General features: G+C 65.0%; 20 protein-coding genes and 2 pseudogenes. 10 read left to right on the forward strand and 12 right to left on the reverse strand.

Annotation, left to right across the window (positions count from 1 at the left end; all coding sequences use genetic code 11):
• Positions 1–5 precede the first annotated feature (5 nt).
• Complete coding sequence (recN, locus tag IVB18_RS10085; RefSeq protein WP_247989023.1) at positions 6–1,694, forward strand: DNA repair protein RecN; 1,689 nt, start codon at positions 6–8, stop codon at positions 1,692–1,694.
• 178 nt (positions 1,695–1,872) lie between these two features.
• Complete coding sequence (gene ligA, locus IVB18_RS10090) at positions 1,873–4,026, forward strand: NAD-dependent DNA ligase LigA (protein ID WP_247989024.1); 2,154 nt, start codon at positions 1,873–1,875, stop codon at positions 4,024–4,026.
• Positions 4,027–4,120: 94 nt separating this feature from the next.
• Here ligA and IVB18_RS10095 read toward each other — a convergent pair whose 3' ends face one another.
• Both IVB18_RS10095 and IVB18_RS10100 read right to left on the reverse strand, forming a co-directional pair.
• Complete coding sequence (locus IVB18_RS10095) at positions 4,121–5,401, reverse strand: multidrug effflux MFS transporter (protein WP_247989025.1); 1,281 nt, start codon at positions 5,399–5,401, stop codon at positions 4,121–4,123.
• Between the two features lie 231 nt (positions 5,402–5,632).
• Positions 5,633–7,459: an aminopeptidase P family protein gene (locus IVB18_RS10100; RefSeq protein WP_247989026.1), complete on the reverse strand. Its 1,827-nt coding sequence runs from the start codon at positions 7,457–7,459 to the stop codon at positions 5,633–5,635.
• A gap of 187 nt (positions 7,460–7,646) precedes the next feature.
• On the opposite strand from IVB18_RS10100, the gene IVB18_RS10105 reads away from it, so the two are divergent.
• On the forward strand, positions 7,647–7,820 hold the full coding sequence (locus tag IVB18_RS10105; protein WP_247989027.1) for a hypothetical protein: 174 nt from the start codon (positions 7,647–7,649) through the stop codon (positions 7,818–7,820).
• A gap of 61 nt (positions 7,821–7,881) precedes the next feature.
• Here the strand turns inward: IVB18_RS10105 and IVB18_RS10110 are convergent, their stop codons facing one another.
• A complete protein-coding gene (locus tag IVB18_RS10110) occupies positions 7,882–8,769 on the reverse strand; it encodes a 50S ribosomal protein L11 methyltransferase (RefSeq protein ID WP_247989028.1) in 888 nt (295 codons plus the stop codon).
• A gap of 154 nt (positions 8,770–8,923) precedes the next feature.
• Here IVB18_RS10110 and IVB18_RS10115 point away from each other — a divergent pair, with 154 nt between their 5' ends.
• A complete protein-coding gene (locus IVB18_RS10115; protein WP_177195765.1) occupies positions 8,924–9,088 on the forward strand; it encodes a Flp family type IVb pilin in 165 nt (54 codons plus the stop codon).
• A 295-nt stretch (positions 9,089–9,383) separates the two neighbouring features.
• Here IVB18_RS10115 and IVB18_RS10120 read toward each other — a convergent pair whose 3' ends face one another.
• Positions 9,384–10,994 (reverse strand): NAD(P)/FAD-dependent oxidoreductase, encoded by a 1,611-nt coding sequence (locus IVB18_RS10120; protein ID WP_247989029.1) that lies wholly within the window; start codon positions 10,992–10,994, stop codon positions 9,384–9,386.
• A 217-nt stretch (positions 10,995–11,211) separates the two neighbouring features.
• Here IVB18_RS10120 and IVB18_RS10125 point away from each other — a divergent pair, with 217 nt between their 5' ends.
• Entirely contained in the window at positions 11,212–13,491 is a 2,280-nt protein-coding gene (locus IVB18_RS10125; protein ID WP_247989030.1) for a fused MFS/spermidine synthase, read from the forward strand.
• A gap of 138 nt (positions 13,492–13,629) precedes the next feature.
• Here IVB18_RS10125 and IVB18_RS10130 read toward each other — a convergent pair.
• Positions 13,630–14,624: pseudogene (locus IVB18_RS10130) on the reverse strand (glycerophosphodiester phosphodiesterase).
• A gap of 161 nt (positions 14,625–14,785) precedes the next feature.
• On the opposite strand from IVB18_RS10130, the gene IVB18_RS10135 reads away from it, so the two are divergent.
• From IVB18_RS10135 to IVB18_RS10145, 3 genes are read left to right on the forward strand one after another with little or no spacing between them, the layout of a single operon-like run.
• The gene (locus IVB18_RS10135) at positions 14,786–15,745 is read left to right on the forward strand and encodes a fatty acid desaturase (protein ID WP_247989031.1); all 960 of its coding nucleotides are present in this window, start codon (positions 14,786–14,788) and stop codon (positions 15,743–15,745) included.
• Positions 15,746–15,791: 46 nt separating this feature from the next.
• A complete protein-coding gene (locus IVB18_RS10140; RefSeq protein WP_247989032.1) occupies positions 15,792–17,174 on the forward strand; it encodes an MBOAT family O-acyltransferase in 1,383 nt (460 codons plus the stop codon).
• 31 nt (positions 17,175–17,205) lie between these two features.
• Positions 17,206–18,162, forward strand: a complete 957-nt coding sequence (locus IVB18_RS10145; protein WP_247989033.1) for a hypothetical protein — start codon at positions 17,206–17,208, stop codon at positions 18,160–18,162.
• A gap of 26 nt (positions 18,163–18,188) precedes the next feature.
• Here the strand turns inward: IVB18_RS10145 and IVB18_RS10150 are convergent, their stop codons facing one another.
• From IVB18_RS10150 to IVB18_RS10160, 3 genes are all read right to left on the reverse strand, one after another.
• Positions 18,189–19,889, reverse strand: coding sequence for a fatty acyl-AMP ligase (locus tag IVB18_RS10150; RefSeq protein ID WP_247989034.1), 1,701 nt, complete (start codon positions 19,887–19,889; stop codon positions 18,189–18,191).
• A gap of 26 nt (positions 19,890–19,915) precedes the next feature.
• On the reverse strand, positions 19,916–20,170 hold the full coding sequence (locus IVB18_RS10155; protein WP_247989035.1) for an acyl carrier protein: 255 nt from the start codon (positions 20,168–20,170) through the stop codon (positions 19,916–19,918).
• A 293-nt stretch (positions 20,171–20,463) separates the two neighbouring features.
• Positions 20,464–21,237, reverse strand: coding sequence for a L,D-transpeptidase (locus IVB18_RS10160; protein ID WP_247989036.1), 774 nt, complete (start codon positions 21,235–21,237; stop codon positions 20,464–20,466).
• A gap of 330 nt (positions 21,238–21,567) precedes the next feature.
• Between IVB18_RS10160 and IVB18_RS10165 the strand changes: the two genes are divergently transcribed.
• The gene (locus IVB18_RS10165) at positions 21,568–21,891 is read left to right on the forward strand and encodes a hypothetical protein (protein WP_247989037.1); all 324 of its coding nucleotides are present in this window, start codon (positions 21,568–21,570) and stop codon (positions 21,889–21,891) included.
• Between the two features lie 51 nt (positions 21,892–21,942).
• On the opposite strand, the gene IVB18_RS10170 is transcribed toward IVB18_RS10165, so the two are convergent.
• Together IVB18_RS10170 and IVB18_RS10175 are read right to left on the reverse strand one after the other, a co-directional pair.
• Complete coding sequence (locus tag IVB18_RS10170; RefSeq protein ID WP_247989038.1) at positions 21,943–22,704, reverse strand: ABC transporter permease; 762 nt, start codon at positions 22,702–22,704, stop codon at positions 21,943–21,945.
• Positions 22,701–23,624, reverse strand: coding sequence for an ABC transporter ATP-binding protein (locus IVB18_RS10175; RefSeq protein ID WP_247989039.1), 924 nt, complete (start codon positions 23,622–23,624; stop codon positions 22,701–22,703). The genes IVB18_RS10170 and IVB18_RS10175 overlap by 4 nt, the downstream gene beginning before the upstream one ends.
• Positions 23,625–23,899: 275 nt before the next feature.
• Between IVB18_RS10175 and IVB18_RS10180 the strand changes: the two genes are divergently transcribed.
• Positions 23,900–24,616 carry a hypothetical protein gene (locus IVB18_RS10180; protein ID WP_247989040.1) on the forward strand — a complete coding sequence of 239 codons (717 nt, stop codon included), beginning with the start codon at positions 23,900–23,902 and terminating at the stop codon, positions 24,614–24,616.
• 88 nt (positions 24,617–24,704) lie between these two features.
• Here IVB18_RS10180 and IVB18_RS10185 read toward each other — a convergent pair whose 3' ends face one another.
• Together IVB18_RS10185 and IVB18_RS10190 are read right to left on the reverse strand one after the other, a co-directional pair.
• Positions 24,705–25,433 (reverse strand): TMEM175 family protein, encoded by a 729-nt coding sequence (locus tag IVB18_RS10185; RefSeq protein WP_247989041.1) that lies wholly within the window; start codon positions 25,431–25,433, stop codon positions 24,705–24,707.
• Positions 25,434–25,569: 136 nt separating this feature from the next.
• A pseudogene (locus IVB18_RS10190) lies at positions 25,570–25,725 on the reverse strand (SDR family NAD(P)-dependent oxidoreductase); the annotation flags it as partial.
• Positions 25,726–25,748: the final 23 nt, after the last annotated feature.

The raw sequence follows: 25,748 nt of genomic DNA on the forward strand, positions 1-25,748 counted from the left end.
GTTCCATGCTGGCGCGTCTGTCGATCCGTGACATCATCCTGATCGAACGGCTCGATATCGAATTCGCAACCGGGCTCGCGGTTTTGACCGGCGAGACCGGTGCGGGGAAATCCATCCTGCTCGATGCCTTTGCGCTGGCGCTCGGCGGCCGCGGCGACGCGGGCCTCGTGCGCCATGGCGCGGAGCAGGGGCAGGTCACCGCCGTGTTCGATGTCCCGAAGAATCACCCCGCGACGAAGATCCTGGCCGAGAACGGCCTGGAGGATACGAGTATTGCGGATTCTTGCGAGATGATCCTGCGCCGGGTGCAGCTCGCCGATGGCCGCACCCGCGCCTTCATCAATGACCAGTCGATCAGCGTGCAGACGCTGAAGGCGGTCGGCACGGCGCTGGTCGAGATCCATGGCCAACATGACGAACGCGCGCTGGTCGATGCCGCCACCCACCGCCGCCTGCTCGACGCCTTCGCCGGCCTCGAAAAGGACGTCGCGGCCGTGGAGGCGCTCTGGGACGCGCGCCGCACCGCGAACACCGCGCTGGAGGAGCATCGCACCGGCATGGAGCGTGCCGCGCGCGAGGCCGATTACCTGCGCCATGCCTCCGACGAGCTGAAGCAGCTCGCGCCCAAGGACGGCGAGGAGACCACGCTCGCCTCCCGCCGCACCACCATGATGCAGGGCGAGAAGATCGCCTCCGACCTGCGCGAGGCGCAGGAAGCCGTCGGCGGCCACCATTCGCCGGTCGCGACCCTGTCGGCCGCGGTGCGCCGGCTGGAGCGCCGCGGCGTCAATTCGCCGGCGCTGGTCGAGCCCGCGGTGAAGGCGATCGACATCGCGATCAACGCGCTGGAAGAGGCCGACCAGCATCTCCAGGCGGCCTTGGCCGCGACCGATTTCGATCCCGGCGAGCTCGAACGCATCGAGGAGCGGCTGTTTGCGCTGCGCGCCGCCTCGCGCAAATATTCGACGCCGGTCGACGGGCTCGCCGCGCTCGCCGCCAAATACGCCGCCGATGTGGTGCTGATCGATGCCGGCGCCTCGCGGTTGAAGAAGCTGGAGCAGGCTGCGATCGAGGCCGACGCCCGCTATGCGGCGGCCGCCAGGAAACTGTCGATGGCGCGGCAGAAGTCAGCCGAGAAGCTCAATAAGACTGTCAATGCCGAGCTCGCACCGCTCAAGCTCGAACGCGCAAAATTCATGACTCAGGTCGAAACCGACGAGACCGCGCCCGGACCGCAAGGCTTCGACCGCGTCGAGTTCTGGGTGCAGACCAATCCGGGCACCAAGCCGGGCCCGCTGATGAAGGTCGCCTCCGGCGGCGAGCTGTCGCGTTTCCTGCTGGCGCTGAAGGTCGTGCTGTCAGACCGCGGATCGGCACCCACCCTGGTGTTCGACGAGATCGACACCGGCGTCGGCGGCGCGGTCGCGGATGCCATCGGTGCGCGGCTGGCGCGCCTTGCCGGCAAGGTGCAGGTGATGGCCGTGACCCACGCCCCGCAGGTCGCCGCCCGCGCCGATCAGCACCTGCTGATCTCCAAGGATGCCCTCGACAAGGGCAAACGCGTCGCCACCCGCGTCAATGCGCTGGCCGCCGACCACCGCCGCGAGGAGATCGCGCGGATGCTCGCAGGCGCCGAGATCACGGCGGAAGCGAGGGCGGCGGCGGACCGGCTGCTGCGGGCAGCGACGGCTTAAGGCTCTTTGTCCCGGCCGAAGAGCCGGGACCCAGAATGTCGCCCCCTGGACCCCGGCTTTGCAGCGCACCCCTGAACTGGACGATGCATCACATCGCCAGGGAAGTGCTGCGCTGCGTCCGGGGCACGAAACTTCCACCCGTCTTTACCGTCCTACCGCTCCGTCGTATTCAACCACCATGGCAAGAGCAGCAAAATCCAAAGCAAGGGCACTTCCCGACGTTTCCGACCTCACCAAGGCGCAGGCCAAGGTCGAGCACATGCGGCTCGCGCTGGAGATCGAGGGGCACAACGAGCGCTACTATCAGGATGACGCGCCCTCGGTCACCGACGCCGAATACGACGCGCTGCGCCAGCGCTTCGATGCAATTGAGAAGCGCTTTCCCGAATTCGTCAGCGCGGAGTCACCGTCGCAAAAGGTCGGCGCAGCGCCGTCGGGGCGGTTCAGGAAGGTGCGGCATGCCGTTCCCATGCTGTCACTCGACAACGCGTTTGCCGAGGAAGATTTGCGCGATTTCGTCGGCCGCATCATGCGCTTTCTGAAGCTCGCGGACGATCAGGTCGACTTCTCCGCCGAGCCGAAGATCGATGGCCTCTCGATGTCGCTGCGCTACGAGGGCGGCGAGCTCGTCACCGCGGCGACGCGTGGCGACGGCGCGGTGGGCGAGGACGTTACCGCGAACATTCGCACGCTCGAGGACGTGCCGCAGAAGCTGAAAGGCCGCAACGTCCCCGACATCTGCGAGGTGCGCGGCGAGGTCTACATGACCAAGAAAGCCTTCCTGGCGCTCAACGAGCGGCAGAAGGCGGCCAGCGACACCATCTTCGCCAATCCGCGCAACTCGGCCGCCGGCTCGCTCCGGCAGAAGGATCCGACCATCACCGCGTCGCGCCCGCTCGGCTTCTTCGCCTATGCCTGGGGCGAGATGAGCGCGATGCCCGAAAGCACGCAGAGCGGCATGATCCGCTGGTTCGAGCGCTGCGGATTCAAGACCAATCCGCTGACGAAACTGTGCCATTCGGTCGAGGAGCTGCTCGTCTTCCACCACGCGATCGAGGAACAGCGCGCCGAGCTCGACTACGATATCGATGGTGTCGTCTACAAGATCGACCGCCTCGATTGGCAGGAGCGGCTCGGTTTCGTCTCACGCACACCGCGCTGGGCCATCGCGCACAAGTTCCCGGCCGAACGCGCCATGACCGTGCTGCGCGACATCGAGATCCAGGTCGGGCGCACCGGCTCGTTCACGCCGGTCGGCAAGCTCGAGCCGGTCGGCGTCGGCGGCGTGATCGTGCAGAACGTCACGCTGCACAACGAGGACTACATCAAGGGCATCGGCAACAAGGGCGAGACCTTGCGTGAGGGCCGCGACATCCGGATCGGCGACACCGTCGTGATCCAGCGCGCCGGCGACGTGATCCCGCAGGTCGTCGATGTCGTCATCGACAAGCGGCCGAAGAACGCGAAGGAGTTTCACTTCCCGAAGAAGTGCCCGTGCCCGCTGCACACCGACGTCACGCGCGAGGAGACGGCGGCCGGCGAAGAGGGGTCGCGCGCCCGCTGTACCGGCGAGTTCGCCTGTCCCTATCAGAAGATCGAGCACCTCAAGCTGTTCGTGTCGCGGCGTGCCTTCGACATCGACGGTCTCGGCGAGAAGCAGCTCCAGTATTTCTTCGACGAAGGTTTTGTGAAGGAGCCCGCCGACATCTTCACGCTGGAAAAGCGCAACGCAAAGCTCAAGCTCGAAGAGATTGAGGGCTACGGCGCGACCTCGGTGCGCAATCTGTTCGGCGCCATCGAAAGCCGGCGGAAGATCGCTCTGGAGCGATTCATCTACGCGCTCGGCATGCGCCATGTCGGCGAGACCACGGGCCTGGCGCTGGCGCGCGGCTATGGCTCCTGGGATGCTTTCCACGACGCCAGCCTCAAGGTTGCCAAGGGCGACGAGGAGGCGATGGCCGACATGGATGCGCTCGACCAGATCGGCGACACCGTGATCAAGAGCATCGCGGATTATTTCGGCGAGAGCCACAATTGCGGCATCGTCGAGCGGCTGACCAAAGAGGTCGAGATCGTCGACGCCGAGAAGCCGAAGAGCAATTCGGCCGTCGCCGGTAAGACGGTGGTATTCACGGGCTCGCTGGAGAAAATGACGCGCGACGAGGCCAAGGCGACTGCGGAGCGGCTCGGCGCAAAAGTGTCGGGCTCGGTGTCGAAGAAGACCGATCTCGTCGTGGCAGGTCCCGGCGCCGGCTCGAAGCTTGCCGAGGCCAACAAGCACGGCGTCAAGGTGCTGACCGAAGACGAGTGGCTGAAGCTGATCGGGGAGTGAAGTCGCCGCTGTCATTCCGGGGCGATGCGAAGCATCGAACCCGGAATCTCGAGATTCCAGGGTTCGCACTTCGTGCGCCCCGGAATGACAGGGGTCACATCATCCCGCCCTCCTCCTCCTCCGCCTGCTCGATCAGCGTCTCGCTCACCACGACCTCGCGGCGGGGCACGACGAAGATCATCGTGCAGGCGCAGAGCAGCGAGATCGCGAGGACTGCGGCGGTGAGCGGCAGCGTCGTGGCGGAGTGACCGCCGAGATAGGCGCCGAATTGCGACATCAGCGCGCCGATGCCCTGTTGCAGGAAGCCCATCGCGCCGGATGCGGTGCCGGCGGCCTCCGGGCGGATGCTGATCGCGCCGGCGGCCGAGTTCGCCATCACGAAGGCATTGCCGGCCATCACGATCATCTGCGTGCCGAACAGCCAGGCGGGCGCCTCATTCCAGCCTGTGAAACTCCAGAGCAGGTTCAAAAGGCTGCCGCAGAGTTGCAGGCCGAGCCCGAACCAGATCAGGTTTTCCAGCGAGTGACGCGGTGCGAAGCGCACGCAGAGGAGATTGCCGACCAGATACGCAAAGCCTGTCGTCGCGAACCATGCGCCGTACTCGGCGCTGCTGCGGCCCATCTGCGTCACCACGATGTAGGGCCCGCCGCCGGCAAAGGTGAAGATGATCTGCGAAGCCAGCACCTGGCACATCACATAGCCGATGAAGGCGCGGTTCCTGATCAGCATGCCGACGTCGCCGCGAAAGCCGCTGCCGGCCGCACGGCTGCGGCGTGTTTCCGGGAGAGCGAGCGCGATGCCGACGGCGACCGCGAGCGCGCCGATCGTGATGGCATAGAAGATCGCGCGCCAGCCGAATGCGGTCTCGATCAGGCCGCCGGTGAGCGGCGAGAGCATCTGTCCGATCATCAGGGCCGCGATGACGAGGCTGATCATGGAGGCGACGCGCTCGCGGTCGTAGATGTCGCGGATGATGGCGCGGCTCACCACCATGCCGGCCGCGCCGCCCAGCGCCTGGAAGAAGCGCGCGGCGATCAATTGCGGCAGGTTTTGCGCGAAGATACAGGCGAGGCTTGCCACGACCATCAGCGCCAGCCCCGCGAGCAGCACCGGGCGGCGTCCGAACTTGTCCGACAGCGGCCCCATGATGAGCTGCGACAGCGCGATGCCGACCATGTAGAGCGACACCGTCATCTGCGCGATCGAGATGTCGCTGCCGAAATTCGTCGCCAGCACGGGGAGCGCCGGAACCAGCATATAAAGCGAGATCGGCGCGATCCCGGTCATGACGACCAGCAACAGCAGCACCACGCGCGAGGTCGCGAGGTTCCTGTTCGCCGCCGTTTCCGGCGGCCCGCTGATCATGCCATGCATGGAAAAGACACTAGCCGGTTCGCGATTGCCGCGAATACGGATGTTTCGGCATGCGGCTATGCGCGATGCTCGCGCCGCAACCTCGGTGTCATCACCCGCGAAAGCGGGTGATCCAGTACGCCGCGGCGGTTGCTAGGAATCTCGACGTCTCTGGACTGGATGCCCCCTTCGCGGGGATATGACGGCGATGATTGAGAGCGTTGCACAAATCGCGTAGCGCCATGCGCAGCGCTATGTCAGCTCCGCCGTCGCCTGGTCCAGCCAGGCCTTCGTCGCTTCGTCCAGCGCCGGCCGCACCTCGGCGCGGACGCGCGCATGGTACGCATTGAGCCAGTCGAGCTCGTCCTTGCCCAGCATCGCCACGTCGATCAGTCGGCGGTCGATCGGCGCCAGCGTCAGCGTCTCGAACGCGTTCATCGGTTTCTCGGCGCCCTTGATATCGGCTTCGACCACCAGCTCGAGGTTCTCAATGCGGATGCCAAAGCCGTCGGTCTTGTAGTAACCGGGCTCATTGGACAGGATCATGCCGCGCTTCAACGGCGTGGTGCCGAGTTTTGAAATTCGCGCCGGTCCCTCATGCACCGAGAGATAGCTGCCGACGCCATGGCCGGTGCCGTGCTCGAAATCGACGCCGGCGGCCCAGAGATATTGCCGCGCCAGCGTGTCGAGCTGCGCGCCGGTGGTGCCGTCCGGGAACACCGCGCGCGCGATCGCGATATGGCCGCGCAAGACTCGGGTGAAGCGGTCGCGCATCTCGTCGGTCGGCTCGCCGACCGCGATGGTGCGGGTGACGTCGGTGGTGCCGTCTTCATATTGCGCGCCGGAATCGATCAGCAGCAGGTCGCCGCGCGCGATCCGCCGGTTGCTCTTGCGGGTGACGCGATAGTGCACGATGGCGCCGTTCGGTCCGGTGCCGGAGATGGTCGGGAACGATACGTCCTTCAACGCGCCGGTGTCGCGGCGGAACGTCTCCAGCGTCTCGACGGCGTCGATCTCGGTGAGTTTGCCGCTTGGTGCCTCGCGATCGATGAAGGCGAGGAAGCGCGCCAGCGCCACGGCGTCGCGCCGGTGCGCCGTCTTCGTGCCCGCGATCTCCGTCGTATTCTTGACGGCCTTCAGCAGCGCAATCGGATCGCTGCCGCGCACCGCCTTGCCGCCAGCGCCCGCGATCAGCCGGCTGAGCGCGTCGGCCGCGGTGGCATTGTCGAGCGCAATCGCGGCGCCGCTCTTGGCCAGCGCCATCAGCGTCGGCGCCATCGCATCGGGCTCGCGCACGTCAGCTGACTGCTCGAGATGATCGCGGGTCAGGTTGGAGAGTTTGCGGTGGTCGATGAACACGGTCGGCCGGCCGTCCTTCGGCACCAGCGCGTAGGACAAGGGCAGCGGCGTGTGCGCGACGTCGGCGCCGCGGATGTTGAAGGTCCAGGCCACGGCGTGACTATCGGAGAGCACCAGCGCGTCCGCGCCGAGCCTGGCGATCTCGCCCTGGATCTGCGTCACCTTCTCGGCCTCCGCGATCCCGGCATATTGCAGGCCGTGTACGGCAACCGGCGCGATCGGCGGCGGCGGCCGGTCCTGCCAGACGGCGTCGATCGGATTGCTGTCGACCGCGACGAGCTCCGCGCCGGCCTTGGTGCAGGCGGCGGACAAACGCTCGGCTGCCGCAAAAGTGTGCAGCCACGGATCAAATCCCAGGCGGTCGCCGGCCTTCAGCTGCGCGGACAGCCAGCTCTCCGGCGGCGGATCAATCAGCGATTCCACCGCCCAGGCTTTCGCGTCGACCTGCTTGGCGGCCTGAAGCGTGTAGCGGCCGTCGACGAACACCGCGGCCTCGTGGGTCAGAACCACCGCAAGTCCCGCCGAACCTGTGAAGCCGGTGAGCCAGGCGAGACGCTCTTCCGACGGCGGAACATATTCATTCTGCTGCTGATCGGCGCGTGGAATCACGAAGCCGGTCAGCTTGCGGCGGGCGAGTTCTTCACGAAGTGCGGCAAGCCGCGCCGTCAATGCGACGCCGGCCTCGGGCTCCTCGAATGTCTGGAAGTGTGCTTCGAACATGTGGATCACTTTAGGATCATGGCGATCAGTCCGCAATGTAGACGCATTTGCATCGCATCTGGCATGGACTGTGCTTGAAAAGTTTCCGCTTGAGTCGGGTGGAGTAAACGGATGCAGCCTCTGAGCTTCATCCGGATAACAGGGAAATTCGAGCAAGTGTTTCTACTCAACGGCGAGGGGATACACGATGCCTGCGTTCACGTTTGAGAAGATTTCGCCGCCGGTCCGCCGCGCCCCGGCTGCAACCACACCGAAGAAGCCGCGCGGCCTCATCAGCCAGATGATCGATCGCTTCGCCGAGCGCCGCGCCAGGCGTGCGTTGCGCGCATCGGTCCGCCGTGACGAGAAGCCGGTGAAGTAGCACCACATCGACGACTTCGTGGGGTGGGTTAGCTAACCAACCCTGCGAGAGCCACGGCAGCTCAACCCATCCGCTTCAGCAACAAACTGCTCCACCCCTCGATCCGCAGGTGCCGTACCGGCACTAGGCCGCGGGCGCGGTAGGCGGCGATCACGGCGGGCGCCTGATGCGTCAACAGGCCGGAGAGGATGACGCGCCCGCCCGGTGCCAAGTGCCGCGTTATGGGACCCGCCAATTGCCGTAACGGATTGGCAAGGATGTTGGCCAGCACCAGGTCGAACGGGCCTGCCCGCGAAAAATCCGGCGCGGCGAAGCCGGTGGCGCGGATCACCCGCACATGGTTACCAACTTCGTTAAGCGCCGCGTTTTCGGCCGCCACCCGCACCGAGGGCGGGTCGATGTCGGAGGCCAGCACCGCACGATGCAGCGCTTTGGCCGCTGCGATTCCCAGCACGCCGGTGCCGGTGCCGAGATCAAGCAGGTTCCTGGGACGAGAACTCTTCAGGACATGGTCAAGCAGCAGTAAACAGCCGCGCGTGGTGCCGTGGTGGCCGGTGCCGAAGGCGAGCGCCGCCTCGATCTCGATGGCGAGCTTGTTCGGCGCCACGCGATCGCGGTCGTGGCTGCCGTGCACGACGAAGCGACCGGCGGGCACCGGGACGAGGTCTTCCAGGCTCGCCTTGACCCAGTCCTTGGCCTCGATCGTGTCGAAGGCAAGCGTTGCCGCGATGCCGTTTCCTGCCGAAGTTGCAACGAGTTCGCGCAGCAACGCCTGATCCGGCGCCTCGGCGAAATGGAGCGCGACACCCCATTCCCCGTCCGGCCGTTCGAAGGCGACGACCGCTGCATCGCCTTCGAAAAAGACCTCGCCGAGCACATCGACGATGCGCTTGGCGGCGGCCTCATTGCCGATCGAAAAGCTGGCGCGATGGGTGGGTGAAGATTGCATCCGGGGTTCCGCTACATTCAATTTTTGGAACTTTTGTTCTCAATTTTCCGCATAACTTGCAACCTCCGGATTAACTTGACCGCAGGTTGTGCTCCGTACATTCACGGATGTTGGAACCAGCCAACACATCTTTAAATGGAAACGGAGGCGAGTCTTGAAGCGCATGGTTTTGAAGTTCTGGTCCGATGAGTCCGGTGCAACCGCGATCGAATACGGCCTGATCGCAGCGGGTATCGCGCTGGCGATCATCACCGTGGTGAACAGCCTGGGCAGCACCATGAACGACAAGTTCGGTTCGATTAGCAGCTCCTTGAAGTAATTTCCGCCTCTGTTTTCCCAGCAGGGCCCATTCTCTTCATAGACTGTTTCGACCAGCGCCCGCTGGGGGGAATTGCCCCTTGGCGGGCGGAGTCGTTTTGGGGGGCGCGGCTTGGCTCTCAGCCATGTCCACAAGCTGTCCACCCGTTTTGCCGGGCATTGTCCACCGGCCTATCCCCTCGGTAGTCCCAGGGTTTTCCACCACCTTTCCCCAGCATGGCCGGATTGGCCTTGGGCAGGTATCCACCACTCTGCCACAGGCTTCTCGACAGCCTGTCCACAGTTCATCCACAGGCCTATCCACGGCTTCCGAACAGCGCCCGGTGATCCCGCAAAATCGTTTGCGCCGCGTTGTGGCCGGGGGCGCCGGTGACGCCGCCGCCGGGGTGGGCGCCGGAGCCGCAATGGTAGAGACCCCTGAGCGGACCGCGATAATCGGCATGGCCCAGCATCGGCCGCGCCGAGAACAGCTGGTTCAGCGTCAGCGCGCCGTGAAAGATGTCGCCACCGAGCAGGCCGAACTGCCGTTCGAGATCGAGCGGGGAGAGGATCTGGCGGCCGAGCACGCTTGCAGCAAAGCCCGGCGCGTAGCTATCCACCGTCGCGATCATGAGATCGGCGACCTCCTCGCGATGGTCGTCCCAGGACTTGCCGTCCGGCAATTCGGGCGCGACGTGCTGGCAGAACAGGCTGGCGACGTGCTTGCCCGTAGGCGCGAGCGTGTCGTCGAGCGTCGAGGGGATCAGCATCTCGACGACCGGCTCGCGGCTCCATCCTTCCGCGCGCGCATCGAGATAGGCGCGGTCCATGTAGCCGAGGCTCGGAGCCAAAATGATGCCGGAGGTGAGATGATCGCCGTCGCCGGGCAGCGCGGTGAAGGAGGGCAGGCGGTCCAGCGCCACGTTCATGCGAAACGTGCCGGAGGCGTTCTTCCAGTGGCGGATGCGGGCGAGGAACTCCGCGGGCAGGGCGTCGGCCGCGATCAGCCGCGTATAGAGCAGCTTTGGATTGACGTTGGACGCGACATATTTCGCGCGGATCGTCTCGCCGTTCTCCAGCACCACGCCGACGGCGCGGTCGCGCTCAACGATCACCTCGCGCACCCCCGCATCCGTGTCGATCACAACCCCCCGATCTCGCGCGGCGCGCGCCATGGCCTGCGTGATCGCGCCCATGCCGCCGATGGCGTGGCCCCAGACGCCCTTCTTGCCGTTCACCTCGCCGAAGGCGTGATGCAGCATCACATAGGCCGAGCCGGCCGCGTAGGGGCTGGCATAATTGCCGACGATGGCGTCGAAGCCGAACAGCGCCTTGACGAGATCGTGCTCGAAGCGCTCGTCCAGCATCTCGCCGGCCGAGCGGGTGAAGAGATCGAGCAGACTGCGGCTCTGCTCCAGCGTCAGTCCGCGCAGGACGTTGGCCGTCTGCAACGCGTTCACGGCCTCGCGGATCGCAGCCGTGCCAAAACCGGCGACGAGGTTCGGCGGCGCGCGCAGCACGAATCGCCGCAGCACGTCCGCGATGTCTTCCAGCTCGCGCGAAAACCCGTCGAGCGCATCCGCGTCATGCGTGCTCAGCCGCGCGACGGAGGTCTTCGTCCGACCCTCTCCGGTGAGGAGATAGCTGCCGTCCGGCGCGGGCAGGAAATTCTGCGCGCGCCGCTCGACGATTCGTAGGCCCTGCTCGGCGAGCTTCAAGTCACGGATCACCTGCGGATTGAGCAGGCTGACAGTGTAGGCCGCGACCGAATTGCGGAAACCCGGATGAAACTCTTCCGTCACCGCGGCCCCGCCGACCACCTTGCGGCGCTCGACGACGTGCACGCGCAGACCCGCCATCGCGAGATAGGCCGCGCAGGTGAGGCCATTGTGGCCAGCGCCAATGATGACGACGTCGGTTTCGGTCATGAAAGGTTCAAGCTGTTCCACGTTCATTCCGGGATGGTCCGAAGGACCAGACCCGGAATCTCGAGATTCCGGGTTCGCCTCTTCGAGGCGCCCCGGAATGACACCTGTATATCAGGCATTCCTCGCCACAACATCACGACAGCATTTATTGCCCGTTCAGGCGCCTTGTGCTCCATTGCGCGCGCCCGGCGCCCGCCGGGGTTAAGCCGGAGCTTCCATGGATTCGATCGTGCAACCCGCCGCCACGGAGCAGCCGTCCACGTCACGCAACCGGCTGCTGCTGACGGTCTATACGGCTGCGATTTTCGTCAGCGCGCTGCTGCTGTTCTCTGTGCAGCCGCTGTTCACGAAAATGGTGCTGCCGCGGCTCGGCGGCTCGCCGGCGGTGTGGTCGGTGGCGATGGTGTTCTTCCAGTCGCTGCTGCTCGCGGGCTATGCCTATGCGCATCTGCTGATGCAGATCAAAAATCGAGTCGTTCCCGTCGTGGTGCATCTGGTGCTGCTGATCGCCGCCTTCGCCACGCTGCCGCTCGGCATCGCCGGGGCGTATGGCGAGCCGCCCGCTTCGGGCTATGCGTTCTGGCTGCTCGGCCTGTTCGTGGTCTCGATTGGCCTGCCGTTCTTCGCGCTGGCTGCCAACAATCCGCTGCTGCAAGCCTGGTTCGTCCGCACCGGCCATCCGGCCGGGCACGATCCCTACTTCCTCTATGCCTCCTCCAACATCGGCAGTTTCCTTGCGCTTTTGTCCTACCCGTTCCTGCTGGAGCCGATGTTCACGCTACACACGCAGAACCGGTTCTGGACCGGCGGCTACGGCGTCTTGATCCTCCTGATCGCCGCCTGCGGCGCGCTGCTGCTGCGCTCACCGGCGCAAGCCTCTGTCATCACCCAGGCAGATGATCCGAATGCGCCGGCGCCCGGCCTGGTGACACGGCTGCGCTGGATCTTCCTCGCCGCGGTTCCCTCGGGCCTTCTCATCGCCGTGACCGCGCACATCTCCACCGACGTGGCGGCGGCACCGCTTCTGTGGGTGTTGCCGCTGTCGCTGTATTTGTTGACCTGGGTGGTGGTGTTCCAGTCGCGGCCGCTGTTGCCGCACAAATGGATGCTGATGCTCCAGCCGGTCGCGATCGCGGGCGTCATCTTCCTGCTCGCCTTCGGCGGCGAGCAGAATTTGCTGCTGACGCTCGGCGGTCATCAATTGTGCTTCTTCGTCATCGCCATGGCCTGCCATGGCGAACTGGCGCGGACGCGGCCGCCCGCAAAATATCTCACCGGCTTCTATGTCGCGCTGTCGTTCGGCGGCATGGTCGGCGGCCTGTTCGCAGGACTTGTTGCGCCGTTCACCTTCTCCTGGATCGCCGAATATCCGATACTGGTCGCGCTCGCCGCGCTGTGCCGGCCCTCGGTGAACGAGCGCTTCGCTGGTCTCGTCAAATGGTATTGGCTGGTGCTCGCCGCGCTGGCGGTGGCGCTGGTCGTGCCGTCATACACCACGGGCAGTCTCTCGACCTGGTTCGAGGATCACCGCGTCTGGGTCGCCGGCGCCGTCGGCGTGCTTGCAGCGCTTCTGGCGCTCGCGCTCAATGCCGGCCGCTGGAAGATCTTTGCCACCGTCGCGCTCGCGCTGGCGTTGATCCGGATCTATCCGGCGGACGAGGGCCGCGTCATGACCGTGCGCAGCTTCTTCGGCGTGCACAAGATCGTGGTGACACCCGGTGGCTATTTCCATGTGCTGATGCACGGCACCACGATTCACGGTGCCGAGCGCTTCCGCAACAATGACGGCACGCCGGTCCTCGGCCGGCCGGAGCCGATCACCTACTACCACAAGGACGGCGGCATCGGTCAGGCCGTCACCGCGATCCGCGAGCGCAAGGGTGCGCCGCTGAAAGTCGCCGCGATCGGCGTCGGATCGGGCACGCTCGCCTGCGCCGCCGAGCCCGGCGAGAGCTGGAAGTTCTTCGAGATCGACCAGTCCATGGTCGACGCCGCGCGCGATCCCAAGAATTTCCGTTACATCTCGAGTTGCGCGCCCGACCTGAAGCCGGTGATCGGCGACGCGCGTCTCACCTTTGCGAAGGAACCGGACGGCGCCTACGATCTCATCATCGTCGACGCCTATTCGTCGGATGCGATCCCGATCCATCTGGCGACCGAAGAGGCGATGAAGATCTACAAGGACAAGCTCGCCCCGCACGGCGCCGTCGTGATGCACGTCTCCAACCGGCATCTCGATCTCGAGCCCGTGGTGGTCGGCATTGCGGATGCCAACGATCTCAAGAGCTGGGTCTACAACGAGGATTCGGGCCGCGACGCCGATTACATCTTCTCCACCGACGTCGTCATCTCCGCGCGTGACGCGGCCGACGTCGGCAAGCTCGCGTCCTCCAAGCAGTGGGAGGAGACCGAAGCCGACGACACGGTGCGGGTCTGGACCGACGACTATTCCAACATCCTCGGCGCGCTCTACCGGCGTCTGAAGGACGGGGAGTAGGACTCAAGTTCGTAGGACTCAAGTTCGTAGCCCGGATGGAGCGCAGCGTAATCCGGGATCACTTGCGCGCTGGGCGACGCCGGTCCCGGATTGCGCTTCGCTCCATCCAGGCTACGGGAAAGCGCCCGTGGATGGCCTCTACGGCTCGACCGGCGTCCCCGCGGGCAACGCAATCCCCTTCTCGCCGGCGACCTGCCGCAACAGGTCCGGGAGGTCGGAGATGATGCCGTCGACGCCGGTCTCGATCATGCGCGCCATGTCCTCGGGCTTGTGACCGTCCACACCACGACGCGCAGTCCGAGCGCATGGGCCTCCGAGACGAGCGCAGCGGTCACATCGCCGAAATAGGGCGACCAGATCGCGCCGCCCGCGGCCTTGATCGTCTGCGGCAGCGAGCCGCCGTGATCGGCGGGGCTGAAGCCCGCGGTCCAGTTGCTGGCCTTGTCGAGCACGACGGTCGGCGCCGAACCGCGCTGGAGCGTCAGGTACACGGTCGGAATCTTCGGTGCCTGCTGCTGCACGAGCAGCAGGGTCCGCCAGTCGAACGACTGGATCATGACGCGGCCGGAAACTCCCTCGGCCTCGATCACCCCGAGCAGCTTCGTGACGAAGGTCTGCGGGTCGAGGGTCTCATCCGGGTGGTTCGGATCGATCTTGGTCTCGATGTTGAAACGCATGCGGCTGTTGCCGGACTTGCGCACCAGTGCGAACACCTCGCGCAAGGTGGGAATGCGTGTCCCCGGCACGGCGCGCTGATCAGGGAATTGTTTTGTATAGGCGCTGTCCGGCCGGATCTGGCCGACATCGTATGTCCTGACCTCGGCGAACGGCAATTTCACGAAGGGTGTGCCGGGCGGAGCGACGTAGGCGCCGGTCGCATCCCGTGCGAGATCGGGATTGAGCCCGCGCTCATGCGACACGACGACCTCGCCATCGGCGGTCACGCCGACGTCGAGCTCCAGCGTGTCAACGCCCATTGACAGCGCATTCGCGAACGCCGGCAGCGTGTTCTCTGGCAACAGCGCCCGCCCGCCGCGATGCGCCTCGAGATCGAAAGTCGAATCAATAGCCATCGCTCGTCCGGCAATGAGAACCGAGATCACAGTCAAAATTGTCGCAGCACGTGATGGCATGGCGGCTCGGAGGGCAAGCGAAAAAGGGCGGCATTTTGAACGCATTTTGGCACGTCCGACCCATTCTACAGGCTTTCGCGGCTGTTGAAACCTTGGGCGGCGGCTTGGGTTGCGCTCGCGCGGCGGTTATGTACTCATAGCCGCCGCCCTGGAATCCGACCGTGCAACAGAAACGCGATCACCGCATCATCCGCAGCCGGCATTTTCACCGGATGCAACGGCGGCATTTCATCATCTTTGACGTGCTGCCCTTCGCCGGCACATTGATGGCACTAGGCCTGTTGTTCTACCGCCCGATCGGTGTGACGGAACTCGGCCTGTTGTTCGGCTTCTGGCTGATCACCGGCCTCGGCCTCACCGTCGGCTATCACCGCCTGTTCACTCACCGCGCATTTGCGACGTCCACTGCGATGAGCGCGATCCTGATCATCATGGGATCGATGGCCGGACGCGGTCCGATGCTGTCCTGGGCGGCGATGCACCGGCGCCACCACGAACTGTCCGATCACGACGGCGATCTGCATTCGCCGCGGCTGCATGGCGACGGCCTGCTCGGCCGTCTGCGCGGTTTCCTGCATGCGCACCTGACCTGGATGATCGAGCATGATTATCCCAATGTCGCACACTACGTGCGCGATCTGATGGCGAGCCGGACTTTGGTCGCGGTCAACAGCTACTACTACAGCTGGGTCGCGCTCGGCCTGTTGTTGCCGGCCGCGATCGGAGGCCTTGCCACCATGAGCCTGTGGGGCGCGCTGAGCGGCTTGCTCTGGGGCGGCATCGTCCGCATGTTCGTGGTCGAGCAGACCATGTCCGCCATCAACTCCATCATGCACACATTTGGCGCGCAGCCTTTCGTGACCCGCGACGACAACAGCCGCAATCTCGGCGTGATGGCCTGGCTCGCCTGGGGCGAGGGCTGGCACAACAACCACCACGCCTTCCCATATTCCGCGGCCTTCGGGCTGCGCTGGTTCGAGTTCGATCCCGGCTTCATCTTCATCCGCACGCTGGAGGCGCTCGGACTGGCCTGGGACGTCAAGGTGCCCAGCGAAGAGAAGATCGCCCGGCGCATGCTGCGGCAGCCGGGCGATGCCATGTCCGACCTGGAAACGGGCTGAGCGTTATCGACCGGCGCAAGGCCGGTGATGACGCGGCTTTGATCCGATGCTGTTCAACGATTACCCCTTTCTCCTGGTTTTCCTGCCGGCGGCGCTGCTGATCTACCGCCTCGCCGATCCCTATCCGGGCTTGCGCATCGGCGTACAGGTCGCGCTGTCGCTTGCCTTCTACGCCTGGGGCAGCCCGTCCTTCATCCCGCTCCTGGTCGCTTCGATCGCGATCAACTGGCTCGCCTCGGTCGTCTATGGCCGCATGAAATGGTCCGGTGTGATCACGCTGGTAATCGTGCTCGATCTCGCCGTGCTGGCGCTGTTCAAATACGCCAACTTCGGGCTCGCCAATCTCGGGCTTGTGTTCGGCACGAAGCTGCCGACGCTCGACATCGGGCTGCCGCTCGGCATCTCTTTCTTCACCTTCCATCACGTCATGTATCTGGTCGATCTGAAGCGCGGCAAGGCGCCGCTCTATGCGCTCGACCGCTACGCGCTCTACATCGCCTTCTTCCCGCAGGCGATCGCGGGGCCCTTGGCGCGCTGGTCGGAGGTGATGCAACAGTTCGGCCGACAGGTCTATGTGCCGGGCTGGCAGCGCCAGTTCTGCATCGCGACTTGCTTCATCGCGCTCGGCCTGTTCGAGAAGGTCGTGATCGCCGACAGCATCGCGCATCTGCTCGATCCCATCTATGCGCAGGCGGCGAGTGGACCGCTCGCGCGTGGAGACGCGTGGCTCGCCTTCTGCTTCTCCTTCCAGATCCTGTTCGATTTCTCCGGCTATTCCGACATCGCGATCGGCCTCGGCCTGCTGTTCGGCGTGCAACTGCCCTATAATTTCAATGCGCCGCTGCGCTCGACCAATATCCAGGATTTCTGGCAGCGTTGGCACATCACTTTGATGCTGTTCCTGCGCGACTACGTGTTCTACCCGCTGGTCAATTTGCGCCTGCTGCCGCGGCGCTGGCTGCCGGTCCAGTTCTTCGGTGCGATGATGATCACGATGGCGCTGTGCGGCCTGTGGCACGGTGCAAGCTGGGCCTTTGTGCTGTGGGGCATGCTGCACGGCCTCGCATTGGTAGCCTGCGCGCTGTGGCGCCGCTACGGCCCGGATTTCCCGTCCTGGCTCGGCTGGGCACTCACCGTGCTGTTCGTGCTCGCAACCGGCGTGATCTTCCGCGCCGGATCGGTCGAGGCGGCTTGGTACGTCTTTTCCGGGCTCGTTTCGCCGCTGCCGCTCGATCGCGGACAACATCTGTGGCCGCTGATCGCGGCGCCGCTGTTCGCCTTCCTGTTGCCGGCGAGCCAGGACATCGTCGCCGTATTCACCCGCCGCCCGAATCCAGTGCTCGCGGGTGTGCTCGGCGTCGGACTGTTCGCATTGCTGCTCCATATGGGTGGTCGGGATCTCCATGAGTTCGTCTATTTCAAGTTCTGATACTGATCCCGGTTGGGGCCGGAGCCTGCTGGTGTGCCTGGGCACGCTGATCGGCGCTGCAATGCTGGTGCTCGCGCTGATGGTGCTGGTCGATCCCTATGACAGCGGCAAGCTCGGACTGCTCGGCATCGACGGCGTCGATAATCGCCTCACGCAGATCACGGCCGCGAGCCGCGCGAGAGACCTGAATTTCAACGCCGCCATCGTCGGCAACTCGACCGCGCAGATGATCGAGCCGACCGCGCTGTCGCAGGCGACGGGCCTGCACTTCGTGCAGCTTTACATGACCGGCGCAATTCCGCGTGAACAGCTCGCGGTGCTCGACTTCTTCCTGCGGAATCACAAGCAAGTGGGCGCGCTGGTGATCGCGGCCGATCCGGGCTGGTGCGTGCATGCGCGGCCGAAGGAGGAGGGCGGCGTCCCATTTTCCTATTGGCTCTATGACGAGAGCGTCGTCACCTACGCGGTGCGGCTGATCTCCTGGCAGGCGATCGAGCAGGCCTTTCAGCGGCTGAGCATCGGGCTTGGCCGCCGGCAGCGGATGAATCCGGACGGCTTCGTCAGCTATGAGGACATCTGGCCGCCCGGCCAATTCAAAGAGGTCGGCTGGCCCAGGGATCCCGTGCCGACAACGTCCACCGAGATGCGGGCGGCATTTCCCGAGATCGTCGCGCTGACGGATATCGTCAGGAAGTTGCCGGCCGATGTGCCGGTCGTCATCATCGTGCCGCCGACCTTTGCAGCCACGGTGCCAAAACCCGGCACGGAAACGGCGCTGGAGCGCAGCGCCTGCGATGCTGCGCTGAAGGCGGTCGTGGCCGGACGGCCGCGCAGCAACTTTGTCAACTATCGCGTCGACAACGCGCTGACCCGCGATCGCGACAATTTCGCCGATTTCATCCACTACCGCTCGAGACTCGCGGGCCTGATCGAGCAGGGGATTATCGCGAGTCTGCGCGACGGAGCGAAGGCGCGGATCGATTTCTGAGCCGCGTCCGGCTCAAGCTATCCGGCTCAAGCTATCTCTTGGAAACTGCCGTCGAGCCAGAGCCTGCGCGCCAGCTTGCGCTGAATCTTGCCGCTCGTGGTCTTTGGCAGGCTGCCTGGACGGATCAGCGCGATGTGGCGTGCGGAGAGCTCGTGGCTGTCGGCTACGGCCTCGCGGATCTGCCCCTTGATCTCCGCGGTGTCGATCGTGCTCCTCGCGGTGCGCTCGACCTCCTGGACGATCACGAGCGTCTCTTCGCCGCTCTCATCAGGCACCGAGAACGCCGCGCCGCAGTTTTCGCGCAAGCCTTCGTCGAGCGACTGCACCGTGCACTCGATGTCCTGCGGATAATGGTTGATGCCGCGGATGATGATGAGGTCCTTGATCCGCCCGGTGACGAACAGCTCGCCGTTTTCGTCAAGGAAGCCGAGATCGCCGGTGCGCAGCCACGGGCCATCCTCGCCGGCGATCTCGACGTTCAGCCCCTCGCGCGTTGCCTCCTCATTGCGCCAATAGGCACGAGCGACATTTGCGCCGCCGACCCAGATCTCGCCCACGCGGTCGGTGGGTAGCCGCGCGCAATTCTCCGGCTCGACGATCGCAATTCGCTCGCCGGCAAGCGCGCGGCCGCAGCCGACCGCGATCTGCGTATCGTCGGCGTCGGGGGCCGCTTCGGCTGTATGAGCCTGAAGCCCCGCGCGGCTGACGCTGCGCGTGACGTAACCGCCGCCGCGCCCTCCGCCGGAAATCAGCAGCGTCGCTTCCGCCATGCCATAAGCCGGATACATCGCGCGTGGATTGAAACCGTGCGGCGCAAATGTCTCGATGAACTGCGCGATGGTGTCGGCACGCACCGGCTCCGCGCCGTTGAGCGCGATTTTGAGCGAGGACAGATCGACGCCGTCCATCTGATCGGCGCGATAGCGGCTGACGCAGAGGTCGAAGCCGAAATTCGGGCTGCACGCCACTTCCGCGCGATAATGCGAGATCGCGCGCAGCCAGCCGAGCGGCCGCTGCATGAACGCGTTCGGTGCCATCAGCACGCAGGTCGCACCCACATAGAGTGCTTGCAGCGCGTTCAGGATCAGCCCCATGTCGTGATAGAGCGGCACCCAATTGACGTAGGTCGATTGCCTGGTGTTGCCGAGCGCGAGCCGGATCATCTTGAGATTGGCGAGCAAATTGGCATGGCTCACCATCACGCCCTTGGGTTCGGATGTGGAGCCGGAGGTGTATTGCAGGAAGGCGATGTCGCCCGATGCCGGCTCGGGAAGTTCGATTGTCTCACCGTCGGCCGCGGTGAGGTCGACTTCGATCCAGCGGATGTTCTCCTGCTCAAAGCGCGCCTGCAAATCGCCGCGCAAAGCCAGCGCGGAGGTGGTCAGCGCCACCGCCGGTGCGCAATTGGCGAGGATCGCGGCGCTGGCATCGCGGGCGCTGTTTCGCCGCGGCATCATCATCGGTACGGCAATGACGCCGGCCATCAGGCAGCCGAAGAACGCGACCATGAACTCGATGCCGGGCGGGAATACCAGGACCGCGCGGTCACCGGGCCGGGCGGCCGCGGTCAGGCGCGTGGCGAGCGCGCGCGCGGCGTCGTGCAACTGGCGGAAGGTGAGGGCTGCTTCCTCCGTCCCGCGATCGGAGACGAAGACGTAGGCGCGATCCTCGCTCTGGTCCGCCGCACGCCGGGCCAGGAGTGCCACGAGCGAGCGGAAGGTTTCCATTTTGGTTGCGCCGGCTTCAGCCGCCCTCAGGCAGCGGAGGGGATGGCGCGCTTGTCGGCGAGAAATCGCGACAGCGCCTCGACGGTAGGATGGTCGTAGAAGTCGTCCGTCGATAGTTCGAGGTCGAGCTTCTCCTCGAGTTCCATCATGAGGTAGACCAGCATCGCCGAATCGAGCCCGAGACGGTTGAATTTCGTGGCGGTGTCGACCCGGTCCCTCGAGATTCGCAGGATATTTGCCAGGGCGGTAACGCAGAAATCCGAAATCTGCTCGCGTGTCATGTCATTTCCCAGAAACAATCGGAACGACAATACGGGCGACCCTACGGTTGTCAATTTGGCCAGAACGCCACAGCGTTGAAGGTTGGGGACTGTTGCTTCCCTTCGTCGGTTTGCTGCTCAATTCATGCACAGTTGCCGCGATTTCCCGAGGTCGACAGCGGCCAGCGTGGCGGCGGCGTTCGATTCGCTCGTCGCGCAAACGAATGCGGTGACCGAAACCGAACGCCAGGCGCGGGCTCCTGGCACGTAAAAGCTGGAAGATTTTGGAGCGGCAGCTCCGCGCTCAAGTCGCGTCAGTTCTGGTAATAGCCGCGCGGCTGATAATACTGCCGGGGCTGTTGCTGCTGATAGTAATAGCCCTGCTGGCCATAGCCCTGGTCGTAAGTCGGCTGCGTCTGGTAGACCTGCGCGCCGTAGACGCGGTTGTTCGTGCGCGGCGCCGGATAGCGCGCGCCGGTGTCGCTGCCGTCGGCCGGATAGATGTAGCTGTCGTCCTGCGGCATGTAGCGGCGGGCGGGCTGCGCCGGTGGCGTCAGATTCACGGGGTCGCCGGCAGCGCTGTACTGCTCTTCGGCCGGCTGCGGAGCGCGGGCAACGGCATTGTTGGTGCGGCCGCGCGGATTGCGTGCGAGGGCCACCTGGGACGAGCCGGTCAGCGTCACCGTGGTGTTGAGCACGCCCTGCTGCTGCACCAGCGCGTAGAGTGTCGTGGCATTTTGGCGCGACAGCCGCACGCAGCCATGCGAGGCGGGCGAGCCGAGCCGGCCGACCGAATCCGTGCCGTGGATGGCGTGCCCGATCTTGGTGAAGAAGATCGCGTGCGGCATCGGCGCGTCGTCGAATTCCTTGGAGTAGTGATCCTCTTCCATGCGGAAGGTGCGGAACGCGCCGTTCGGCGTCTCGCGCGAGGGGATGCCGGTCGACACCGGCCAGTGATAGCGCGCGACGCCGTCGACGGCGACGGTCATCTGCTGATTGTCCTTGTCGATGGTGATCTCGACCTTGGCCTGCGCGGTGCCCGCGCTCAAAAGCATCAATGAGGTGAAAGCAATGAAAAAGGATCTCATCTGGAAACGCATTTGAGGAAAACGCATTTGAATCCTGGCCTCCGGCCTGTTCACGCAAGCGCCGCGGCTCTCCGTCCCCCGGCGTGCACTATGCCTGCAATCCGGCTTTCGTTCCAGCGGCCCGCCCGCCCATCGTTAACGTGGTGCCGGGCGTAAGCAAGGCCGCTTTGTGCCGCGCCGCCTGCGGCGGTGCTGACATTTTCGCGAGCGACCAGCGCGTTCTCGACGCCGACAATTCGTCACAAAGGCGCAACCATTTGGCCGCGCCAAGCGTTGAACATGGCCTGCCCCGACACGCGGCTTTCGCCGCCGTTTACCTTGGGATCGAAGATGAACAAAGCTCGTATCGCCGCCGCGCAATTGCCGGCCGGTTTACCTGTCCGCCTGCTTATCGCAGCCGCTGCCATCCTCCTCGCGCTGCTGTCGCTACCGCAGCCCGGCCATGCCCAGGGCATCGTGCGCGGTGCCCAGGAGGGCTCTTATGAAGGCAACCGGATCGGCGGCCCGGTCGGCGGTGCAGTTGGAGGCGTCGTCGGCGCCGGTGTTGGCGGGGCCGTGGGTGCGGTCGAGGGCGTGCTCGGGATTCCCCATCGTGGTCACCGCCGCTGCCGCGGTTACTATGACGGCTACAACCGCTTCCACTGCTATCGCTAAATTCACCACCGTCATTCCGGGCTCGTGCTTCGTCGCGCCCCGGAATGACACTTAGTTCTTCAGCCGGTAACCCGTGCGGAAGATCCACCAGATCACCACCAGGCAGATCACAAGGAACGCCAGCGTCATGCCGAAGCTGACGGATACGCTGACATCGGCGATTTCGTAGAAGCTCCAGCGGAAGCCCGAAATCAGATAGACGACCGGATTGAGCAGCGCCACGGTGCGCCAGGCCGACGGCAGCATGTCGACGGAATAGAAGCTGCCGCCGAGGAAGGTCAGGGGCGTCACCACCAGCATCGGGATCATCTGGAGCTTCTCGAAACCGTCGGCCCAGATGCCGATGATGAAGCCGAACAGGCTGAAGGTCACCGCCGTCAGCACCAGGAAGACCAGCATCCAGATCGGATGATGGATGTGCAGCGGCACGAACAATCCGGCGGTCGCGAGGATGATCAGGCCGAGGATGATCGACTTGGTCGCGGCCGCGCCGACATAGCCGAGCACGATCTCGAAATAGGAGATCGGCGCCGATAGGATCTCATAGATCGTGCCGACGAATTTCGGGAAGTAGATGCCGAACGAGGCGTTCGCAATGCTCTGCGTCAGCACCGAAAGCATGATCAGGCCCGGCACGATGAAGGTGCCGTAGCTCACGCCCTCGACCTGGCTGATGCGCGAGCCGATCGCAGCGCCGAAGACCACGAAATAGAGCGAGGTCGAGACCACCGGCGAGACGATGCTTTGCAGCAGCGTGCGCCAGGTGCGCGCCATTTCGAACAGATAGATGGCGCGGACAGCGCGGTAGTTCATGACGTCCTCACGAGGTCGACGAAGATGTCCTCGAGCGACGACTGTGTCGTATCGAGGTCGTTGAAGCGGATGCCGGCGGTGCGGAGGTCGCTAAGCAGGCTGGTGATGCCGGTGCGATCGCCCTTGGTGTCGTAGTCGTAGACCAGCGTCGCACCGCTGTCGCAAAGGTCGAGCTCGTAGTGGGCGAGGCTGTCGGGCAGCGCGCTGAGCTTGCCTTGCAAGTGCAGCGTCAGCCGCTTCTTGCCGAGCTTCTGCATCAACGTCGCCTTGTCCTCGACCAGCACGATCTCGCCCTTGTTGATGACGCCGATGCGGTCGGCCATCTCCTCGGCTTCCTCGATGTAATGCGTGGTGAGGATGATGGTGACGCCCGACTGCTGGAGGGTGCGGACCACCTCCCACATGCCCTTGCGCAACTCGACGTCGACGCCGGCGGTCGGCTCGTCCAAAAACAGGATCTGCGGCTCGTGCGACAGCGCCTTGGCGATCATCACGCGGCGCTTCATGCCGCCGGACAGCGTGATGATCTTGCTGTCCTTCTTGTCCCACAGCGACAGGTCCTTCAGCACCTTCTCGATATGGGCCGGGTTCTTCGGCTTGCCGAACAGGCCGCGGGAAAAGCTCACGGTCGCCCACACGCTCTCGAAGGCGTCGGTGTGCAGTTCCTGCGGCACCAGGCCGATCAGCGAGCGCGCCTTGCGGTAGGAGGTCTGGATGTTCTCGCCGCCGACCAGGACCTTGCCTTCGCTCGGATTGGCGATGCCGCAGATGATCGAGATCAGCGTGGTCTTGCCGGCGCCGTTGGGGCCGAGCAGCGCGAAGATCTCGCCGCGCTTGATATCGAGATTGACGTTCTTGAGCGCCTTGAAACCGGACCCATAGGTCTTCGACAAATTGGCGACGGAGATGATGGGGGACATGATGGCCGGCGGGCTGGGGAAGGGATGCTGGAACCCGTCCCGGGAGGGCAGGTCAGCGGAGCCCTGAAATAGGAATGCACCTGCCCGGCCGCAATTCCCCGGAGAAAAATGCTCTCAAAACAGGCCGTTAGATGGCAGGTTTCAGGCAAGTGTTGCGCAACAGTCACTGGCTGCGGCTAAGATTGTCGCTCACGCGGCTCTTTGTTGCGTCTGCGAGCAGGCCATGGCTACGATTCCGGCCAATTGCGAAGCATATGTCCTCAGGGAAAAGATCGATGAGACCGAACGGCCGTCACGCAGCCGGCGCCAGCCAGTTGTCCGCCATCCGTGTGTGGGCAATGGGCCTGCTCCTGCTGTCAACTGTTGCCATGAGCCCGACCGCCGCCAAGGCCGCGCCGAGCCAGGCAGCCGCCACCACGCATGTCTACCTGCTCCGCGGCGTGCTCAACATCTTCTCGCTCGGGCTCGACACGATCGGCGCCCGGCTCGAGGCGCAGGGCATTCCGGTGACGGTCGCCAACTTCGTGTCCTGGTCCTCGCTCGCCGACGAAGCGGCGATCGCCTACAAGGCCGGCCGGCTCAAGACCATCGTGCTGGTCGGGCACTCCTCTGGCGCGACCGCGCTGCCCGACATGATCGCCAAGCTCAACCGTCTCGGCGTGCCGGTGAAACTCGCGATCGGTCTCGACTCCGTGTTCAAGACGAAGCTCGCCACCGGCGCCGAGCGCTACATCAACATCTATATCGGCGACGGTCCCGGCGAGCCGGTGAAGCGCGCCGACGGCTTCCGCGGCAAGCTCGACAATGTCGACGTCCGCGGCACCGGCGTCGGCCACATCTCGATCGACAAGAACGAGGCGATCCAGCGCCGCGTCATCGCCGAGATCGACGCCGCGATCATGCGCTCGCGCGCACCGGCAGCACCGGTTGCTGAGCCCGGCGCGCCGCGGCCCGCACGAGCGGCGGCCGCGACGGCTCCTGCGCGGAACTGAAGCCTTTCGCCGGCAACGGCCGACTTCGTCACGCCGCCGTCGGCACGCAAGTCGACGGCGGCATTGTTTTACTTGTGTCGCAAAGGCGCTAGCGCCGCACCGGCTGCGCGTCGAGACAGGACTTGTATTGGGCGGGCGTGAGCAGGCTGCGCACGCAACCCGTTGCACGCGCCTCTTCGCAATCCGCAGCGCTCAAGTCGTCGCAGAGCTGTGCCCTGTCGTCGCCGGGCGAGCCGTCCTTGGCTCCCGGTGCCTCGGGCTTCAGATAGACGAGCAGGCAGCAGCAACAAAGTCCGAGCCCGATCAGCGGAAACTTCAACGCCACGGCAGCAGCAGCTGCGAAGATGCACAACGTCACGATCGACCGGACGCGCATGATCCTGCGCTCCCTCAGCGACACATCCTGGTGCGGAGCGCGCTCGATCAGCTCCCAGATCAACGCGACGTAGGTGGCGTTCACGAGGAAGAAGACCGCGGCATAGAAGGCAACGGGCTGCGGCGCCAATTCGCTCACGGCCATCCAGGCCGTGGACAGCGGCAGCAGCGACACCGAAAACAGGTGCGCGAAGTTGAACCACATCAGGCGCGGAGTTGCCTCGGCGGCGTAGCGCAACAGATGGTGGTGGTTGGCCCAGACGATCGCGATGAAGACGTAGCTCACGGCGTAGCTGAGCCAGGTCGGCCAGAGCGCCAAGAGGCCCGCGAAGGTGGGCGTTTCCGGCGGTCGCAGCTCCAGGACCAGCACGGTGATCAGGACGGCAAACACGCCGTCCGAGAACGCGCTCAGCCGCTCCGGGCTCCGTCTCGCATGTGCCATGGCCGCCCCACCTCCATCGACGCCGACTCGCACCCTGCCGAACGCCGGCGGGCGATTCCAGCTCCCGTTAGACCGATTTGATCTCGCCGCCGTCCATGCGCAGCACCGTGCCGGTCATCCAGCGCGCGGGCGGCTCGGCGCCGGCCGCCTCCACCTGGCGGCCGACCTCGGCCAGTTGCTCGCCGCTGCGCGCAGCGAGCACGACGGCGCCGAAGTCGCGGGCAAGCCGCAAGGCGGTGGCCTTGCCGATACCCGAGCTTGCGCCGGTCACGATCGCGACGGATGCCGCCATGGTCGTCTCCTTCGGCTTCTTGG

This window comes from Bradyrhizobium sp. 186 (assembly GCF_023101685.1).
GTDB lineage: Bacteria > Pseudomonadota > Alphaproteobacteria > Rhizobiales > Xanthobacteraceae > Bradyrhizobium.

Coding starts and splice junctions, on each gene's coding strand:
- IVB18_RS10165 (WP_247989037.1), top strand. CDS start 21,568: ATGAACAAAGCTCGTATCGCCGCCGCGCAATTGCCGGCCGGTTTACCT.
- IVB18_RS10155 (WP_247989035.1), bottom strand. CDS start 20,170: ATGACACGCGAGCAGATTTCGGATTTCTGCGTTACCGCCCTGGCAAAT.
- IVB18_RS10100 (WP_247989026.1), bottom strand. CDS start 7,459: ATGTTCGAAGCACACTTCCAGACATTCGAGGAGCCCGAGGCCGGCGTC.
- IVB18_RS10140 (WP_247989032.1), top strand. CDS start 15,792: ATGCTGTTCAACGATTACCCCTTTCTCCTGGTTTTCCTGCCGGCGGCG.
- IVB18_RS10160 (WP_247989036.1), bottom strand. CDS start 21,237: ATGAGATCCTTTTTCATTGCTTTCACCTCATTGATGCTTTTGAGCGCG.
- recN (WP_247989023.1), top strand. CDS start 6: ATGCTGGCGCGTCTGTCGATCCGTGACATCATCCTGATCGAACGGCTC.
- IVB18_RS10185 (WP_247989041.1), bottom strand. CDS start 25,433: ATGGCACATGCGAGACGGAGCCCGGAGCGGCTGAGCGCGTTCTCGGAC.
- IVB18_RS10125 (WP_247989030.1), top strand. CDS start 11,212: ATGGATTCGATCGTGCAACCCGCCGCCACGGAGCAGCCGTCCACGTCA.
- IVB18_RS10170 (WP_247989038.1), bottom strand. CDS start 22,704: ATGAACTACCGCGCTGTCCGCGCCATCTATCTGTTCGAAATGGCGCGC.
- IVB18_RS10105 (WP_247989027.1), top strand. CDS start 7,647: ATGCCTGCGTTCACGTTTGAGAAGATTTCGCCGCCGGTCCGCCGCGCC.
- IVB18_RS10180 (WP_247989040.1), top strand. CDS start 23,900: ATGAGACCGAACGGCCGTCACGCAGCCGGCGCCAGCCAGTTGTCCGCC.
- IVB18_RS10095 (WP_247989025.1), bottom strand. CDS start 5,401: ATGCATGGCATGATCAGCGGGCCGCCGGAAACGGCGGCGAACAGGAAC.
- IVB18_RS10150 (WP_247989034.1), bottom strand. CDS start 19,889: ATGGAAACCTTCCGCTCGCTCGTGGCACTCCTGGCCCGGCGTGCGGCG.
- IVB18_RS10175 (WP_247989039.1), bottom strand. CDS start 23,624: ATGTCCCCCATCATCTCCGTCGCCAATTTGTCGAAGACCTATGGGTCC.
- IVB18_RS10110 (WP_247989028.1), bottom strand. CDS start 8,769: ATGCAATCTTCACCCACCCATCGCGCCAGCTTTTCGATCGGCAATGAG.
- ligA (WP_247989024.1), top strand. CDS start 1,873: ATGGCAAGAGCAGCAAAATCCAAAGCAAGGGCACTTCCCGACGTTTCC.
- IVB18_RS10120 (WP_247989029.1), bottom strand. CDS start 10,994: ATGACCGAAACCGACGTCGTCATCATTGGCGCTGGCCACAATGGCCTC.